General features: G+C 71.4%; 12 protein-coding genes. 2 read left to right on the forward strand and 10 right to left on the reverse strand.

Annotation, left to right across the window (positions count from 1 at the left end):
- Positions 1 to 7: 7 nt before the first annotated feature.
- The 6 genes from serA to ACZ5VD_RS26315 all read right to left on the reverse strand — a co-directional run bounded on the left by serA (position 8) and on the right by ACZ5VD_RS26315 (position 10,102).
- Positions 8 to 1,597 carry a phosphoglycerate dehydrogenase gene (serA, locus tag ACZ5VD_RS26290; protein ID WP_468548680.1) on the reverse strand — a complete coding sequence of 530 codons (1,590 nt, stop codon included), beginning with the start codon at positions 1,595 to 1,597 and terminating at the stop codon, positions 8 to 10.
- Between the two features lie 251 nt (positions 1,598 to 1,848).
- The gene (gene ilvC / locus ACZ5VD_RS26295; protein WP_468548681.1) at positions 1,849 to 2,847 is read right to left on the reverse strand and encodes a ketol-acid reductoisomerase; all 999 of its coding nucleotides are present in this window, start codon (positions 2,845 to 2,847) and stop codon (positions 1,849 to 1,851) included.
- A gap of 118 nt (positions 2,848 to 2,965) precedes the next feature.
- Positions 2,966 to 3,493 carry an acetolactate synthase small subunit gene (gene ilvN, locus ACZ5VD_RS26300; protein ID WP_468548682.1) on the reverse strand — a complete coding sequence of 176 codons (528 nt, stop codon included), beginning with the start codon at positions 3,491 to 3,493 and terminating at the stop codon, positions 2,966 to 2,968.
- 21 nt (positions 3,494 to 3,514) lie between these two features.
- On the reverse strand, positions 3,515 to 5,371 hold the full coding sequence (locus ACZ5VD_RS26305) for an acetolactate synthase large subunit (protein WP_468548683.1): 1,857 nt from the start codon (positions 5,369 to 5,371) through the stop codon (positions 3,515 to 3,517).
- A gap of 236 nt (positions 5,372 to 5,607) precedes the next feature.
- Positions 5,608 to 8,637: a putative bifunctional diguanylate cyclase/phosphodiesterase gene (locus ACZ5VD_RS26310; RefSeq protein WP_468548684.1), complete on the reverse strand. Its 3,030-nt coding sequence runs from the start codon at positions 8,635 to 8,637 to the stop codon at positions 5,608 to 5,610.
- Between the two features lie 514 nt (positions 8,638 to 9,151).
- The gene (locus ACZ5VD_RS26315) at positions 9,152 to 10,102 is read right to left on the reverse strand and encodes a 2-hydroxyacid dehydrogenase (RefSeq protein ID WP_468548685.1); all 951 of its coding nucleotides are present in this window, start codon (positions 10,100 to 10,102) and stop codon (positions 9,152 to 9,154) included.
- Positions 10,103 to 10,177: 75 nt separating this feature from the next.
- Between ACZ5VD_RS26315 and ACZ5VD_RS26320 the strand changes: the two genes are divergently transcribed.
- Together ACZ5VD_RS26320 and ACZ5VD_RS26325 are read left to right on the forward strand one after the other, a co-directional pair.
- The gene (locus ACZ5VD_RS26320) at positions 10,178 to 11,176 is read left to right on the forward strand and encodes an aldo/keto reductase (RefSeq protein ID WP_468548686.1); all 999 of its coding nucleotides are present in this window, start codon (positions 10,178 to 10,180) and stop codon (positions 11,174 to 11,176) included.
- A 133-nt stretch (positions 11,177 to 11,309) separates the two neighbouring features.
- Positions 11,310 to 12,482, forward strand: coding sequence for a PQQ-dependent sugar dehydrogenase (locus tag ACZ5VD_RS26325; protein ID WP_468548687.1), 1,173 nt, complete (start codon positions 11,310 to 11,312; stop codon positions 12,480 to 12,482).
- Here the strand turns inward: ACZ5VD_RS26325 and ACZ5VD_RS26330 are convergent.
- The 4 genes from ACZ5VD_RS26330 to ACZ5VD_RS26345 all read right to left on the reverse strand — a co-directional run bounded on the left by ACZ5VD_RS26330 (position 12,479) and on the right by ACZ5VD_RS26345 (position 16,835).
- Positions 12,479 to 12,691, reverse strand: a complete 213-nt coding sequence (locus ACZ5VD_RS26330; RefSeq protein WP_468548688.1) for a DUF6191 domain-containing protein — start codon at positions 12,689 to 12,691, stop codon at positions 12,479 to 12,481. The genes ACZ5VD_RS26325 and ACZ5VD_RS26330 overlap by 4 nt on opposite strands.
- A 38-nt stretch (positions 12,692 to 12,729) precedes the next feature.
- On the reverse strand, positions 12,730 to 15,789 hold the full coding sequence (locus tag ACZ5VD_RS26335) for a helix-turn-helix transcriptional regulator (protein ID WP_468548689.1): 3,060 nt from the start codon (positions 15,787 to 15,789) through the stop codon (positions 12,730 to 12,732).
- Between the two features lie 62 nt (positions 15,790 to 15,851).
- Positions 15,852 to 16,037 carry a hypothetical protein gene (locus tag ACZ5VD_RS26340; protein ID WP_468548690.1) on the reverse strand — a complete coding sequence of 62 codons (186 nt, stop codon included), beginning with the start codon at positions 16,035 to 16,037 and terminating at the stop codon, positions 15,852 to 15,854.
- A 216-nt stretch (positions 16,038 to 16,253) separates the two neighbouring features.
- Positions 16,254 to 16,835, reverse strand: a complete 582-nt coding sequence (locus tag ACZ5VD_RS26345; RefSeq protein WP_468683511.1) for a hypothetical protein — start codon at positions 16,833 to 16,835, stop codon at positions 16,254 to 16,256.
- Between the last annotated feature and the right edge of the window lie 15 nt (positions 16,836 to 16,850).

Consider the following 16,850-nt stretch of genomic DNA (forward strand, 5'->3'; position numbering starts at 1 on the left):
AGCGATGTCAGACGAGGTTCACCGCGCGCGCGGACGTCGCGCCGATCTCCTCGGCCACCTCGGCCAGCACCCCGACGGGCACCGTGTCGTCGACGGTCAGGACGGCCAGCGCCTCGCCGCCCGCCACCGCACGCGACACCTGCATGCCGGCGATGTTGATGCCGGCCTCGCCGAAGACGCGGCCGACGGTGCCGACGACACCCGGACGGTCCTCGTACCGCAGGACGACCATGTGGTCGGCGAGCGCGAGGTCCACGTCGTACTCGCCGACGGCGACGATCTTCTGGAGGTGCTTCGGGCCGGCCAGCGTGCCGGAGACCGACACCTCCTCGCCGCTGCCGAGCGTGCCGCGCACGGTCACGACGTTGCGGTGGTCGGCCGACTCGGAGCTGGTCGTCAGCCGCACCTCGACACCGCGCTCCTGCGCGAACAGCGGGGCGTTGACATAGGAGACGGTCTCGTCGACGACGTCCTCGAACACACCCTTGAGAGCGCTGAGTTCCAGCACCTTCACGTCGTGCTGGGTGATCTCGCCGTACACCTCGACGTCGAGGCGGACGGCGACCTCACCGGCGAGCGCCGTGAAGATGCGGCCCAGCCGCTCGGCGAGCGGCAGACCCGGCTTGACGTCCTCGGCGATGACGCCGCCCTGGACGTTCACCGCGTCGGGCACGAGTTCACCGGCGAGGGCGAGTCGCACCGACCTGGCGACCGCGATGCCCGCCTTCTCCTGCGCCTCGTCGGTCGACGCGCCGAGGTGCGGGGTGCAGACGACCTGGTCGAGCTCGAAGAGCGGGGAGTCCGTGCAGGGCTCCTTCGCGTACACGTCGAGGCCGGCGCCGGCGACGCGGCCCTCCTTGAGCGCCGAGTACAGCGCCTCCTCGTCGACGATCCCGCCGCGCGCGGCGTTCACGATGCGCACCGACGGCTTGACCTTGTGCAGCGCCTCGTCACCGATGAGACCGAGGGTCTCGGGGGTCTTCGGCAGGTGCACGGTGATGAAGTCGGCGACCTCCAGGAGCTCGTCCAGCGACAGCACCTTGACGCCCATCTGGGCGGCCCGCGCGGGCTGCACATAGGGGTCGTAGGCGACGACCTTCATACCGAAGGCCGACATCCGCTGGGCGACGAGCGCGCCGATGCGGCCGAGGCCGACGACACCGAGGGTCTTCTCCGCCAGCTCGACACCCGTGTACTTGCTGCGCTTCCACTCGCCGTTCTTCAGGGCGGTGTTGGCCTGCGGGATGTGGCGCGCGGTGGCGAGGAGCAGGCCACAGGCCAGCTCGGCCGCGGTCACGATGTTCGAGGTGGGGGCGTTGACGACCATGACGCCGGCCTTGGTGGCGGCGGAGACGTCGACGTTGTCCAGGCCGACGCCGGCTCGTGCGACGACCTTCAGTTTCTTCGCGGCGGCGATGGCCTCGGCGTCGACCTTGGTGGCCGAACGGACCAGGATCGCGTCGACGTCCACGATGGCGGGGAGCAGTTCGGCGCGGTCGGCTCCGTTGCAGTGCCGGATCTCGAAGTCCGGCCCGAGTGCGTCGACGGTGGCGGGCGACAGCTCTTCAGCGATGAGTACGACTGGTTTCGAGCTCACGTGAGTCCTCACAAGTCCAATGCGGACGGCCGTCCCGACGGCCGCAGGCGGTGGAGGGTTGCCGCGTGGAAGACGCACGACGCTGTGGGCCCGACGCGTATGTAGTGCAGCAGTCTAGTGCCGCGGCGGAGGGCGTCCTGCGCCTCCGCGGAAGGATCACTCATCCGTGGCCGGACGCCACGGACGAGCGGGATTACCGGAGGTTCGGCGACGGGGCCGCGGCGAGTTCGCCGCGGCCCCGTCCCGGTGGCCTACGCCTCGTCGTCGACCCACGACATGAGCTTGCGCAGCTCCTTGCCGGTGGTCTCCAGGAGGCTCTGCTCGTCCTGGGTCTTGTACTCGTTGTACTTCTTCAGACCGCCGTGGTACTCGGCCATCCACTCACGGGCGAAGGTGCCGTCCTGGATCTCGGCGAGGACCTTCTTCATCTCGGCCTTGGTGGCGTCCGTGATGATGCGGGGGCCGGTGACGTAGTCGCCCCACTCGGCGGTCTCGGAGACCGACCAGCGCATCTTCTCCAGGCCGCCCTCGTACATCAGGTCGACGATCAGCTTCAGCTCGTGGAGGCACTCGAAGTACGCGATCTCCGGCTGGTAGCCCGCCTCGGTCAGCGTCTCGAAACCGGCCTTGACCAGCGCGGCCGTACCACCGCAGAGAACGGCCTGCTCACCGAAGAGGTCGGTCTCGGTCTCCTCGGTGAACGTCGTCTTGATGACGCCGGCGCGGGTGCCGCCGATGCCCTTGGCGTACGAGAGGGCCAGCGCGAAGGCCTTGCCGGTGGCGTCCTGCTCGACGGCCGCGATACACGGAACGCCGCGGCCCTCCTCGTACTGGCGACGGACGAGGTGGCCCGGGCCCTTGGGGGCGACCATGCAGACGTCGATGCCGGCCGGGGGCTTGATGAAGTCGAACCGGATGTTCAGACCGTGGCCGAAGAAGAGGGCGTCGCCCTCCTTGAGGTTGTCCTTGATGGACTCCTCGTAGACCTGGGCCTGGATCGGGTCCGGGACCAGGATCATGATGACGTCGGCCTCGGTGGCGGCCTCGGCCGGGGTCACCACGCGCAGGCCCTGCTCCTCGGCCTTCGCCTTGGACTTGGAGCCCTCGTGCAGACCGACACGCACGTCGACACCCGAGTCACGGAGCGACAGCGCGTGGGCGTGGCCCTGGCTGCCGTAACCGATGACCGCGACCTTGCGGCCCTGGATGATGGACAGGTCGGCGTCGGCGTCGTAGAACAGCTCGGCCACTTTGGGTTCTCTCCTTGGTGTGCAGGTGTTGCGTCCCACCGTATGACGGCGGGCGGAAGGGAAGTCTCGGGGTCTCGGTATACGGGCGGTCGGCGGGGGCCGACCGCCCGGTCCGTGGTCAGGCGGAGCGTTCCAGGGAGCGCAGCGACCGGTCGGTGATCGAACGCGCGCCGCGGCCGATCGCGATGGTGCCGGACTGGACGAGTTCCTTGATGCCGAAGGGCTCCAGCATCTTGAGCATCGCCGACAGCTTGTCGCTGCCGCCGGTGGCCTCGATGGTGACGGCCTCCGGGGAGACGTCGACCGTCTTGGCGCGGAACAGCTGGACGATCTCGACGATCTGGGAGCGCGTCTCGTTGTCGGCACGCACCTTCACCAGAACGAGTTCGCGCTGGATCGCCGATCCGGGTTCCAGTTCGACGATCTTCAGCACGTTGACGAGCTTGTTGAGCTGCTTGGTGACCTGTTCGAGGGGGAGTTCCTCGATCACGTTCACCACGATGGTGATCCGGGAGATCTCCGGGTGCTCGGTGACACCGACGGCGAGCGAGTCGATGTTGAAGCCGCGGCGGGAGAACAGGGCGGCGATCCGGGCGAGGATGCCGGGCGTGTTCTCCACCAGGACGGAGAGCGTGTGCTTGGACATGATTCTTTACGTCTCTCTCGCTCAGTCGTCTTCGTTGTCGCCGAAGTCGGGGCGGACGTCCCGGGCGGCCAGGATCTCGTCGTTGGAGGTGCCGGCGGCGACCATCGGCCACACCATGGCGTCCTCGTGGACGATGAAGTCGATCACGACGGGGCGGTCGTTGATGGAGTTGGCCTCTTCGATGACCTTGTCGAGGTCGTCCGGCGACTCGCAGCGGATCGCGTAACAGCCCATGGCCTCCGACAGCTTCACGAAGTCGGGGACCCGGGTGCCGGCGCTCGGCTCCTTGCCGCTGGCGCCCGGACCGGAGTGCAGCACCGTGTTGGAGTAGCGCTGGTTGTAGAAGAGGGTCTGCCACTGGCGGACCATCCCGAGGGCGCCGTTGTTGATGATGGCGACCTTGATCGGGATGTTGTTCAGGGCGCAGGTGGTGAGTTCCTGGTTGGTCATCTGGAAGCAGCCGTCGCCGTCGATCGCCCAGACCGTCTGGTCCGGGGCTCCGGCCTTGGCGCCCATCGCGGCCGGGACCGCGTAGCCCATCGTTCCGGCGCCGCCGGAGTTGAGCCAGGTCGCGGGCTTCTCGTACTGGACGTAGTGCGCGGCCCACATCTGGTGCTGGCCGACCCCCGCGGCGAAGATCGTGCCTTCCGGGGCCAGTTGACCGATGCGCTCGATGACCTGCTGCGGCGAGAGGGAGCCGTCCGCGGGCTGGTCGTAGCCGAGCGGGTAGTTCTCGCGCCAGCGGTTGAGGTCCTTCCACCAGGCGGCGTAGTCGCCCTGGTGGCCGTCGCTGTGCTCCTTCTGGACGGCCTGCACCAGGTCGGCGATGACCTCGCGGGCGTCACCGACGATCGGCACGTCGGCGGCGCGGTTCTTGCCGATCTCCGCCGGGTCGATGTCGGCGTGGACGATCTTGGCGTGCGGGGCGAAGCTGGACAGCTTGCCGGTGACGCGGTCGTCGAAGCGGGCTCCGAGGGCGACGATCAGGTCGGCCTTCTGCAGCGCGGTGACGGCGGTGACCGCACCGTGCATGCCCGGCATTCCCACGTGCAGCGGGTGGCTGTCGGGGAATGCGCCGAGCGCCATCAGGGTGGTGGTGACGGGCGCTCCGGTGAGTTCGGCGAGGACCTTCAGCTCGGCGGTGGCCCTGGCCTTGAGGACACCTCCGCCGACGTACAGGACGGGCCGCTTGGCCGCGGTGATCAGCTTGGCGGCCTCGCGGATCTGCTTGGCGTGCGGCTTGGTCACCGGGCGGTAGCCCGGCAGGTCCATGACCGGCGGCCAGGAGAAGGTCGTCTGCGCCTGGAGGGCGTCCTTGGCGATGTCGACCAGGACCGGGCCCGGGCGGCCGGTGGAGGCGATGTGGAACGCCTGCGCGATCACCCGGGGGATGTCCTCGGCCTTGGTGACCAGGAAGTTGTGCTTGGTGATCGGCATGGTGATGCCGACGATGTCCGCCTCCTGGAAGGCGTCCGTGCCGATCGCCTTGGAGGCCACCTGCCCGGTGATCGCCACGAGCGGCACCGAGTCCATGTGGGCGTCCGCGATCGGCGTGACCAGGTTGGTGGCTCCGGGGCCGGAGGTCGCCATGCAGACACCGACCTTGCCGGTGGCCTGGGCGTAACCGGTGGCCGCGTGGCCCGCGCCCTGCTCGTGCCGGACCAGGACGTGACGCACCCGGGTGGAGTCCATCAGCGGGTCGTACGCGGGGAGGATCGCACCGCCGGGAATGCCGAACACCGTCTCGGCCCCGACCTCCTCGAGCGAGCGGATGAGGGACTGCGCGCCCGTGACGTGCTCGGGGGCGGACTGATGTCCTCCGGATCGGGGCCGCGGCTGCGGGTGATGGGCCCCGGTGGCCTGCTCGGTCATCGGCATTCTCTTCTCGATGCTGAGGGTTTTTGCGAAGTTTGTGCGGTGTACGGCTTTTGTACGAAAGTGTCCGTGCAACAAAAAACCCCTCGTGCCGTGAGGCAAGCGAGGGGAGCGCGCCGGGTGCGGTCGCTGGGAGTTCCGGGTCCGTCCGGAGGTCACCAGCGTCAGCCGACGCGCTTTCCAAGTACGAGAATTCGGGTGCGCATGGAACTGACCCTCCCCCCGGCGCACACCCACTGTCAAGTGGGTGGGACGGGAGTCTCATTATGTGAGCGGAGGGCCGTCCCGCCACCGAGAACCGCGGGCACACCACTGGCGTGCGAGGGCACAGCACCGGTGTACACCCCCGGGCCGCCGCCCGCGAACGCGGGCTCCGCCGGTCCGTGCGGCACCGGGTAGCGGCCGGATCCGAGCGCTCTGCGCAGCCGGTACTCGTCGAGCGGACCGGAGAACGCCATGCCCTGGCCGTGCGTGCAGCCCATCGCGCGCAGCGCCACGACCTGTTCCGGCAGGTCCACGCCCTCGGCCACCGACTGCAGCCCGAGATCGCCGGTGATGCGGAGCAGCCCACTGGTGATCTTGTGCAGTCGGGCGGACTCGACGACTCCCTCGACCAGGCCGCGGTCGAGCTTCAGCACGTCGACGGGGAGTCTGCGCAGGGCCGTGATGGCCGCGTACCCGCTCCCGAAGCCGTCGAGGGAGATCCGGACACCGAGCCTGCGCAGGGCGCTCAGACGGCGCTCCAGCTCGTCCAGCGGGACCCGGGGGTCGGCGTCGGACAGCTCGATCACCAGCGACCCGGACGGCAGCCCGTGCCGGGTCAGCAGGGCCTCGATCGAGCCGAGCGGCAGCGAGCGGTCCAGCAGCCGGCGCGCGCCCATCCGGACCGTCACCGGCACGGACAGGCCGTTCGCGGCCCGCTCGGCGGCCCGCTCGACGGCCTCCTCCAGGACCCAGCGGCCGAGTTCCGACGTCCGGTCGCTGTCCTCGGCGACCCGCAGGAACTCGGCGGGCGTGAACAGCACGCCCTGCGAGGAGCGCCAGCGCGCCTGGGCGGCGACCGAGGTGATCCGGCCGTCCTCCAGGCACACCACGGGCTGGTGCAGCAGGGTGAACTCGCCGTCGTGCAGGGCGGCCCGCAGCCGCGTGGCCAGCTCCGCCTTGCGTACGACGTCCTGCTGCATCTGCGGGGCGTACAGCTCGACGCGGCCCTTGCCGCCCGCCTTGGCGCGGTACATGGCCAGGTCGGCGTTGCGCAGGAGCTCGCCCGCGCCGAGGCCGGGCTCGGCGAAGGCGACGCCGATGGAGGCGTTGACCCGGACATCGTTGCCGTCGATGAGGTAGGGCTGGGAGAGGGTGATCCTGAGCCGGTCGGCGAGTTCCCGTATGTGCCGCTCCCGGGCGGAGCGGTCGCGGCCGCCGTCGCCGACGATCAGCGCCGCGAACTCGTCGCCGCCCAGCCGGGAGGCGGTGTCCCCCTGCCGGACCGAGTCCTGCAGTCGGCGGGCGGCCTGGACGAGCAGTTCGTCCCCGGCCTGGTGCCCGATCGTGTCGTTGACGGCCTTGAAGCCGTCCAGGTCGATGAAGAGGACGGCCGTGCCGCGGTCCGAGGAGCGGCGGCCGGACAGGGCCTGCTGGACGCGCTGGGTGAACAGGGCGCGGTTGGGCAGGTCGGTCAGCGGGTCGTGCTCGGCGTTGTGCTGGAGCTGCGCCTGCAGGCGCACCCTCTCGGTCACGTCCCGGCTGTTGAAGATGAGGCCGCCCTGGTGCCGGTTCACGGTGGACTCGACGTTGAGCCAGCCTCCGTCGCCGGAGCGGAAGCGGCACTCGATGCGCGTGGTGGGTTCCTCCAGGGGGCTGGCGGTGAGGAAGCGACGCACCTCGTGCACCACACAGCCCAGGTCCTCCGGGTGGATGAGGCCGGCCAGCTCGGTGCCCACGAGATCCTCGGCGGGGCGGCCGTAGACCCCGGCGGCGGCCGGTGAGACGTACCGGAGGATGCCGTTCGGGGCGGCGATCATGATGACGTCGCTGGAGCCCTGCACCAGGGAGCGGAAGTGGTTCTCCTTCTGCGCCAGTTCCTGGGTGAGGGTGATGTTGTCGAGCAGCATGATGCCCTGGCGCACCACGAGGGCGAGCACCACGGTGCCGCCGGTGAGGAGCACCACGCGGTCGACGCTGCGGCCGCTCAGGACGTTGTAGAGGATCCCGAGCGTGCAGACGGCGGCCGCGAGGTAGGGCGTGAGGGCGGCCAGGGAGCCGGAGATGGGCCGGGCGGCCGGATAGCGGCTGTGGTCGCCGCCCGGCACCGGCGGATGGTGGTGCCGGCCGGTGCGATGTCCCGGCAGGTGTTCGCGCACCACGCGCGTGTGCCCGGCCAGGGGACGCCGGACCGGGTGCGGCCTCGGGACGGCGCCCGCCCCGTCGCGCGGCGCGGCCCAGGGGGCGTAGGCGAGCAGCAGCGATCCGGCGAACCAGCCCGCGTCGAGCAACTGCCCGGAGCGGTAGGTGTGGTGCAGCAGCGGCGAGGTGAACAGGGCGTCGCACATCACCGTCAGGGCGAGCGCCCCGATCGCGGTGTTCACCGCCGACCTGTTCACCGCCGAGCGCCGGAAGTGCAGCGCCAGCACCATGCTGACCAGGGCGATGTCGAGCAGCGGGTACGCGACCGACAGGGCGGTGTGCGCCACGCTCGACCCCTCGGAGCGCGCGGCCTGCGCGAGGGCGAGGCTCCACGAGAGCGTCAGGAGCGAGCCGCCGATCAGCCAGGCGTCCAGGCCGAGGCAGACCCAACCGGCCTTCGTCACCGGCCGCTTGGCCAGCACCAGCAGGCCCACGATGGCGGGCGGCGCGAAGCAGAGGAAGAACAGGTCCGCGTAGCTGGGGCTGGGTACGGGCCGCTTCAGGACGACTTCGTACCACCCCCAGATCAGGTTGCCGAGGGAGGCCATCGCCGAGGAGAGGGCGAAGAGCAGCCAGGCGGGCCGAAAGCGGATCCGGCGGCTGCGCGCGTAGAGGAAACAGGACACCGCGGCGATACCGGCCGCGGCGCTCAGCCCGAAGTCGCCCATGATCAGGGCGACTTCCCGGGAGCCCCAACCGAGCGCGGAACCGACGGCGTATCCCGCGCACACCAGGGCCAGAACGAGTTGGTGGACCAGGCTCGACGCGCCGCCGAAGGCCGGTGGGCGGGTCGGCGACGCCCCCGGCGCGGACTGTGCCCGCAACGCCCCGTCGAGGGTGGCCATGGAAGGCGGTGGCGAACTCACCGGGCCCTCCCGGTCCTCGCCGCTCCGGGGTCCATGGGGTCCCGGTGCGCTGGGTGCGCATGCCTCCTGCGACTGCTGTTCCTGCGGTGGTGATGACCGTGGTGGTGATGGCTCTGATGGCCGCCGTGAGGACCTGCGTGGTGGCCGTGCCGACCGCGTGGGCTGTGCCGGCTGAGCTGGCCGTGCTGGCCGCGGTTCCGCGCGGCCGTGTGCCAGGGTCGCCGCCGACGGCCTCGCCGCGTCGGATCGTTCGTCCATGGGCCGTGCATCGTCCGTCGCCCCCCTCACAGTCTGAAATGTCCATCCCCGGCGCCGAATGATGCGCGGCGCAGCCCCTGTCGGGACGATACACCAGTCTCGTCACTCAGGGACATAGTTCCTCTACGCTCCGTGACGACCAGCGGTGATGCGAGCACGGACCGCGTCCGGGAGGTTGCGGAGGGTACCGGAAAGGGGTTGCGCGCCTGTTTCGCCCGTCGTGCGGAACGTGCGCGCGGCGCTCATCTCGCGGGCGTCACGCGTCCGTTGGGCCCGTGGTAAGGATCACGTTCCGCAGCGGCTCCTGGTTCACGAACCGGTTCAACTGGTCCACCAGCAGTCGCTTGGCGCGGGGCAGGAACGCGGAGGTGGGTCCTCCGACATGGGGGCTGATGAGCACCCCGGGCGCCTGCCACAGCGGGTGGTCCGCGGGCAGCGGTTCGGGGTCGGTGACGTCGAGGGCGGCGGTGATCCGGCCGCTCTCCAACTCGGCGAGCAGCGCCTTGGTGTCGACGACCGGCCCCCTGGCCACGTTGACCAGCAGCGCGCCGTCCTTCATGCGGGACAGGAAGCCGGCGTTCACCAGGTGGCGGGTGGTCTCGGTGAGGGGCGTGGACAGGACGACGACGTCCGCTTCGGGGAGCAGGGAGGGGAGTTCGGTGAGCGGATGCACCGGGCCGCGCGCCGTGGTGCGCTCGGAGCGCGCGACGCGCGTCACCCGCGCGACCTCGAACGGCACGAGCCGGTCCTCGATCGCCGACCCGATCGAGCCGTACCCCACGATGAGGACGTTCCGGTCGGCGAGCGCGGGCCGGAAACCGCCCTGCCACTCCCCCTTGTCCTGGTTGCGCACGAAGTCGGGGACGCCCCGCAGCGAGGCGAGGATCAGGGTGAGCGTGAGTTCGGCGGTGCTGGCCTCGTGCACCCCGCGCGCATTGCACAGCCGCACGCCCTCGGGCAGGTACCTGAGGCCCGGCTCGACCGCGTCGGTGCCCGCCGACAGCGTCTGCACCACCCGCACGTTGCGCAGTCGGGGCATCGGCCGCACCAGCACGTCGACGGGCTTCATGTAGGGGACGACGTAGTAGGCGCAGTCGGCCGGGTCCGCGGGGAACTCCTCACCACCGTCCCAGAAGTGGTAGTCGAGGCCCTCGGGGAGCCCCTCGATGTCCTCCGGCGGGATGGGGAGCCACACGTCAGCAGTCATGGTCAGGAGGCTATGTCAGGGGTGTGGCATCGCAGAGGTTAGGTTGGGGGCCGGGAGAGGGAGGGTCACGGGCAGGTGGAGCGCAGGACGATCGGCGCGGCGGCGCTCGCGGTGGGAGCCGTCGGACTCGGGTGCATGCCGATGAGCTGGGCCTACAGCGGATCACGGCAGCGCGGCGACGAATCGCTCAGGGCCGTGCACCGGGCGCTGGACCTGGGCTCGACGCTTCTGGACACGGCCGACATGTACGGCCCGTTCACCAACGAGCTGCTGCTCGGGCGGGTGTTGAAGGAGCGGCGCGAGGACGCCTTCGTGTCGACCAAGGTGGGCCTGCTGGTGGGCGAGCAGCACATCGTGGCCAACGGCCGCCCCGGCTATGTGAGACGGGCCTGTGACGCCTCGCTGCGGCGCCTGCAGACGGATGTCATCGACCTCTACCAGCTCCACCGGGCGGACCCCGAGGTGCCCGTCGAGGAGACCTGGGGCGCGATGGCGGATCTCGTCCGGGCGGGAAAGGTACGGTCGTTGGGGCTGTGCGCGTTGGGCGCGCGCGGTGGCCGCCGGTCCGGGGCGCGGCTGCACGACGCGACGATCCGGCAGTTGCGGCGGGTCCAGCAGGTCTTCCCGGTGAGCGCGGTGCAGGCCGAGCTGTCGGTGTGGTCGCCGGAGGCCACGGAGGCGCTGCTGCCCTGGTGCGAGGCGCGCGGCATCGGTTTCCTGGCGGCGATGCCGCTCGGCAACGGCTTCCTGACCGGCACGCTCACCCCCGGCGAGGGCTTCGAGCGGGACGACGTACGGGCCCGCCACCCCCGTTTCACCGCGGAGATGATGGCCGCGAACCAGCCGATCGTGGCCGGCCTGCGCCGCGTGGCCCGCCGCCACGGCGAGGATGTCACGCCCGCCCAGGTGGCCCTGGCCTGGGTGCTGGCGCGCGGTCACCACGTGATCCCGGTGCCCGGGTCCAAACAGGAGCGCTGGGTGACGCAGAACGCGGGGGCGGCGGCGCTGCGCCTGACGGCACAGGACCTGGCCGAGGTGGCGGAGCTGCCGGGCGCGCGGGGATCCTGGGAATAGCGGCCCCGGGGCCGCTCCGGAGGCGGGCGGCGGGCGAGGTCCGCGGATCGGGTTGCGGTGATCGGGAACCTCTGAGGCGCGCGCGGTGTATGAAAAGGAGAACCTGCCGCGAGAACGCCCCGTCGAAGGGAACATGATCGTGCGACATCGAGCTGTGTCGGCCGTACTGGCCGCGACCGCGCTCGTGCTGACGGCCGGCTGCTCCTCCGGCGACGGAGAGGGATCGTGGAACGGCGGTGACGGCACCACCCCGAGCAGTCCGGCGTCGAGGTCCTCGCCGAGCCGGCAGGCCGCCGAGGAGACGCCGCCCGCCAAGGGCTCGGTGAAGGTGGTGCGCACGGTCACCGAGGGCCTTAACAGCCCCTGGGGTCTCGCCCCGGTCCCGGACGGCGACCTGATGGTCTCCTCCCGCGACGAGGGCACGATCACCCGGGTCGACGAGAAGACGGGCAAGAAGACCGAGCTGGGCGAGGTGGCCGGGGTGTCCCCCGCCGGCGAGGGCGGCCTGCTGGGCATCGCCCTCTCCCCGGACTACGCCTCGGACCACATGGTCTACGCGTACTTCACCTCGGCCTCGGACAACCGCATCGTCCGCATGCTGTACGACGAGGGGAAGCCGGCCGGCGAACAGCTGGGCGCCCCCGACACCGTCTTCAAGGGCATCCCCAAGGGCGTGATCCACAACGGCGGCCGGATCGCCTTCGGCCCGGACGGGATGCTGTACGCGGGCACGGGCGAGAGCGGTGACACCGGCCTGTCCCAGGACACCCGGTCTTTGGGCGGGAAGATCCTGCGGATGACCCCGGAGGGCGAGCCCGCGCCGGGCAACCCGTTCCCGGACTCGGCGGTGTACTCGTACGGCCACCGCAATGTGCAGGGCCTCGCCTGGGACGGCAAACAGCGGCTGTTCGCCTCGGAGTTCGGCCAGGACACCTGGGACGAGCTGAACGCGATCAAGCCGGGCGCCAACTACGGCTGGCCGGAGGCCGAGGGGAAGTCGAGCGACTCCAAGTACCGGAGCCCGGTCGCCCAGTGGGGCACGGACGACGCCTCTCCCAGCGGTATCGCCTACGCCGAGGGGTCGATCTGGATGGCGGGGCTCAAGGGCCAGCGCCTGTGGCGCATCCCGTTGAAGGGCACGGCGGCCTCGGCGGACCCGCAGGCCTTCCTCGAAGGCGAGTACGGCCGGCTGCGCACGGTGGTGTCGGCGGGCGGCGACAAGCTGTGGCTCGTCACCAGCGCCACGGACGGACGGGGAGACCCGAAGTCGGGCGACGACCGGATCCTGGAGATACAGGTCGGCTAGTCCTCGTCCGGCTCCTCCCCCGGTTCGTCGGGCTCATCCGGCCCGCCCGGCTTCGGCGGCCGTACGACGACCTTCCCGGACGTGAGGTCTATCGGCCCGCGTCCGGGGTCGCCGTCGCCCACGTCCTCCCGGGTGAGCTCCAGTCGCTTCTGCTCGTCGCGGGTGTGCTTGCGGCCGGGGGCGAACAGTTCCTCGAAGGCGTTGAACACGGGGTCTCCCTCGGCCGGTGTCTCTCACAGCGTAGGCCTCACGGCGCGGACCGCATCGTGAGTGGTTCGGACGGGAAGAGCCCCAGCCGGTGTGCCGTCGCCGCCGCCTCGCCGCGGCCCGAGACGCCGAGCTTGGCCAGGATGTTCGAGACGTGGACGCTGGCCGTCTTCGGCGAGATGAAGAGCGCCTCCGCTATCTGGCGGTTGGTGCGGCCGTCGGAGACCAGGCGCAGGACGTCGCGTTCCCGGCCGGTGAGGCCGAGGGAGTCGGCAGGATCGGCGGGAGCCGATGCCCGGCCCGGGGGCCGGTTCAGGGGGAGGCGGGCGCGTTGGGCGAGGAGGGTGACGGACTCGGCGAGCGGGCGGGCACCGAGGTGGGCGGCGACGCCGTGGGCGAGACGGAGCAGTTCCGTGGCGCGGTCGCGGTGCTCGTCGGCGTCCGCCGAGAGCAGGAGCGCCTCGGCCAGGCGGTGGCGGACGCGGGCTAGGTCGTAGGGGCGTTCCAGCACTTCGAAGTCGGTGACCACTTCGGTCCAGGTGTCCGGGTCGGCGCCGCCCTCGGCGCGGAGCAGTTCGGCGCGCACCCAGCGTTCGTACGCCTGCCAGACGGGGGCGCTGGTGGCCTGGGCCTTGGCCGTCGTGCGGATGTGTGCGAGGACCTCGGGGCGGCCGGGCGCGGCGGCGGGCAGGTCGCGGGCGTCGGCCTCCGCGGCGGCGGCGCAGAGCAGCATCCGCCAGACATAGCGCTGGGTGCCGGGTGGGAAGCCGGATTCCAGGGCGCGTCCGAGTTCGGCGCGGGCGTCCGGGAGGCGGCCCTCGGCCGCGGCGAGGCCGATCGTGATGCGGATGAGGGGCAGGTCGTGCTGGGGTGCCCGCTCGTGGTTGCCGAAGTGCCCGCGGGCGGCGGTGAGATGGTGGGTGGCGGCGGCCAGGTCGCCCCGGGCGAGGGCGAGTTCGGCGCGCAGTGTGGCGTGGAAACCGCGGGGCTTGGCGCTCTGGTCGACGCGTTCCGCCTTGGTGCTCGCTTCGACGGCGTGGTCCCAGCGGCCCAGGGAGTACAGGGTTTCGGCGAGGTTGCCCCAGATCCAGGCCTCGGACTCCAGCAGTCCGAACTTCCGGGTGTGGGCGATCCCCTCCTCCAGGAGCGGCACGGCCTCCTTGGAGCGGCCGACGGATTCGAGCGTGGAGGGCAGGTTCACATAGGTGCGGCCGGCGACGGTGAAGAGGCCGTCCTCGACCGTCCGCCGTTTGACCTCGAACATCTCGGCCAGCCCCGCCTCCATGTCACCGGCCTCGGCCGTGAGTCCGCCGAGGGTGAGGCGGGCGTTCATCTCTATCTCGCGGACGCCGACCATGCGCGCGTACTCGACGGCCTGTTCCGCGGCCGTGAAGGCGTCGGGGCCGGGGGCGTGCACCATGGACCAGTGGGCGACGTTGGCCAGGACGTCGGCGTGCACCTCGGAGGGCGGCAGGCCGCGGACGAGTTCCTTGGCGGTGGCGAGTTCGGCCCAGCCGTCGCCCCGGGACTGCGACTGGACCAGGCGGGAGCGCTGGGTCCAGAACCAGGCGGCGCGCAGGGGGTCGTTCTCGTCCTCCAGCAGCCGCAGCGCCCGTTTGGTGATCTTCAGGGCGCGTTCCCGCTCCCCACACAGCCGTCCCGCGACCGCGGCCTCGGCCATCAGGTCGAGGTAGCGCAGCGGGGTGGTCTCGGGGTCGCAGCCGCAGGGGGGATAGATCTCGGTGTAGTCGGCGGGGCGGAGCCGGGCGCGGACGTCGTCGGGGGTGGCGTCCCACAGCTCCATCGCGCGTTCCAGGAGCCGCAGTTGTTCGGAGTAGGCGTGCCGACGGCGGGCGGTGACGGAGGCGTCGAGGACGGCGGGCAGGGCCTTGGCCGGGTCGTGGGCGTGGTACCAGTAGCTGGCCAGGCGCAGCACGCGTTCGGCGGCGGGCACCAGCGTCGGGTCGGCCTCCAGGGCCTCGGCGTAGTGGCGGTTGAGGCGGGAGCGTTCGCCGGGCAGCAGGTCGTCGCCGACGGCCTCGCGGACCAGGGAGTGCCGGAAGCGGTAGCCGTCTCCGTCGGGTGCGGCGAGCAGGATGTTGGCGTTGACGGCGGCCCGCAGGGCCTCGATGAGGTCGTCCTCGCCGAGCCGGGCGACGGCGGCGAGCAGCCGGTACTCCACGGTGGAGCCGCCCTCGGCGACGATCCGGGCGACCCGCTGGGCGCTCTCGGGCAGCCCCTCGACGCGGACCAGGAGCAGATCGCGCAGGGAGTCGGTGAGGCCGGTGCAGCAGCCCTCGTGGGCGGCGACGGCGAGTTCCTCGACGAAGAAGGCGTTGCCGTCGGAGCGTTCGAAGATGTCGTCGACCTGGGCCTGGTCGGGTTCCTGGGCGAGGATGCCGGCGATCTGGCGGCCGACCTCGGCACGGTTGAAGCGGCCGAGCTCGATACGGCGGACGGTGCGCAGCCGGTCGAGTTCGGCGAGCAGGGGGCGCAGCGGGTGGCGGCGGTGGATGTCGTCGGCGCGGTAGGTGGCGAGGACGAGGAGGCGGCCGGTGCGCAGGGTGCGGAAGAGGTAGGCGAGGAGGTGGCGGGTGGAGGCGTCGGCCCAGTGCAGGTCCTCCAGGGCGACGACGACCGTGCGGTCGGCGGAGACGCGCTCCAGGAGGCGGGCGGTGAGTTCGAAGAGGCGGGCCATGCCCTCCTCGTCGTGCCGGCCGGTCCCCCGGCCGGTGGCGGCCTCGCCGAGTTCGGGCAGCAGCCGGGCGAGGTCCTCCTCCTGGCCGGCCGCAGCGGCGGCGAGTTCGTCGGGCAGGGCGCGGCGCAGGGCCCGCAGCGCGGTGGAGAAGGGGGCGAAGGGCAGTCCGTCGGCGCCGATCTCGACACAGCCGCCGAGGGCGACGACGGCATCGCCGCGGCAGGCGACGGTGGCGAACTCCTCGACGAGACGGGTCTTGCCGACGCCCGCCTCGCCGCCGAGCAGCAACGCCTGCGGCTCGCCCGCGTGAGCGCGGGCGAGCGCGTCGTTCAGCGTGTCCAGTTCGTCGGCGCGACCGACGAACACCGGACTGACGGATCGGGTCTCCACAGGCCCGAGCATCGCACGGAGGTCCGACAACCCGGCACCCGTTTTCACGGGGAGGAGGTTCCCCGCCCGCGCGCTCACGCGGGGCGCGGGAACCGGTTCCCGTGGGGGCGGCCGGTATGCACCTCGCCCTCGGCGCCGCGTTCGGCGGCCTCGCGGCGGGCGGCGCGACGGCCGCGGACGGCCTCGCGGGCCAGCCGCTCGTCGTCGGCCCGGCGGATCAGTTCGGCGGACCGCAGCTGGGAGAGCTCGTACTCGTACATGGTGTGTCCCCTGGTCGGAGTGGGTTTCGGCGTCGCTTCTCGCGATGCCTCAACCTTCGTCTCCCAGGGGGGTCCGCCACATCGGGAGAGTTCCGCATCTTCGGCGGTGGGCGGGGCCTTAGACGGGCGGGCGGAGCCTTAGACGTGCGTGAGGGGCCTTAGGAGAGCCATAAGACGTGCGTGGCGTTCCCAAGACCCCTCGGGTCACGTGGTGTGTCAGCCGACGGACGGCGGTCCCAGCAGGACGTCGGTGTACTTCAGGATGGCCAGGAGCAGGCCGATGACACCGAGCGTGACACCGGCCCAGGAGACCGACTTGATCCACACGGCCTGCGGCTTGCCGGGCGCCCCGAAGGCGGGCCGGACCAGGACCACGACACCGACGATCAGCGCGACCAGGGCGAACATGCCGCCCCACAGTGCGCTGGTCTGCCAGGCATCGCTGTAGACCTCCTTGACCTGCGTGGCGACGGTCGCGGTGGACGAGGTCCCCAGCTGGCCGGCGAGGGTCTCGCGGGCGGCGGCGACGGTACCGAGCCAGCTGCCGGTGAGCGACACCAGGCCGAGCGCGGCGGAGACGACGGCGCCGGCGCCCTGTCCGACACCGGTGGGACCCTCCGCGGTGACGGGCTCCGGGGCCTCGTCCAGGTCGTCGGCGTCGGCCGTCACGTCGGCGTCAGCGTCGCTCGTCGTCACCTCGCCGCTCTTGGTGAGGTCGGTGGTGGTCGCCTTCTCCTCGTCGGTCGTGGTCTCGGCAGCCGTCTCGGCGCCGGTCTCGTCAGCTGTCTTGGTTCCCATGTCCGGCACCGTACG

Source organism: Streptomyces sp. NPDC032822 (genome assembly GCF_055578825.1).

Bases quoted from the DNA above. Each gene is read 5' to 3' on its own strand.
- ACZ5VD_RS26340 (WP_468548690.1), bottom strand. From the start codon at position 16,037: ATGTACGAGTACGAGCTCTCCCAGCTGCGGTCCGCCGAACTGATCCGC.
- ilvN (WP_468548682.1), bottom strand. From the start codon at position 3,493: ATGTCCAAGCACACGCTCTCCGTCCTGGTGGAGAACACGCCCGGCATC.
- ACZ5VD_RS26335 (WP_468548689.1), bottom strand. From the start codon at position 15,789: ATGCTCGGGCCTGTGGAGACCCGATCCGTCAGTCCGGTGTTCGTCGGT.
- ACZ5VD_RS26325 (WP_468548687.1), top strand. From the start codon at position 11,310: ATGATCGTGCGACATCGAGCTGTGTCGGCCGTACTGGCCGCGACCGCG.
- ACZ5VD_RS26345 (WP_468683511.1), bottom strand. From the start codon at position 16,835: ATGGGAACCAAGACAGCTGACGAGACCGGCGCCGAGACGGCTGCCGAG.
- ACZ5VD_RS26305 (WP_468548683.1), bottom strand. From the start codon at position 5,371: ATGCCGATGACCGAGCAGGCCACCGGGGCCCATCACCCGCAGCCGCGG.
- ACZ5VD_RS26315 (WP_468548685.1), bottom strand. From the start codon at position 10,102: ATGACTGCTGACGTGTGGCTCCCCATCCCGCCGGAGGACATCGAGGGG.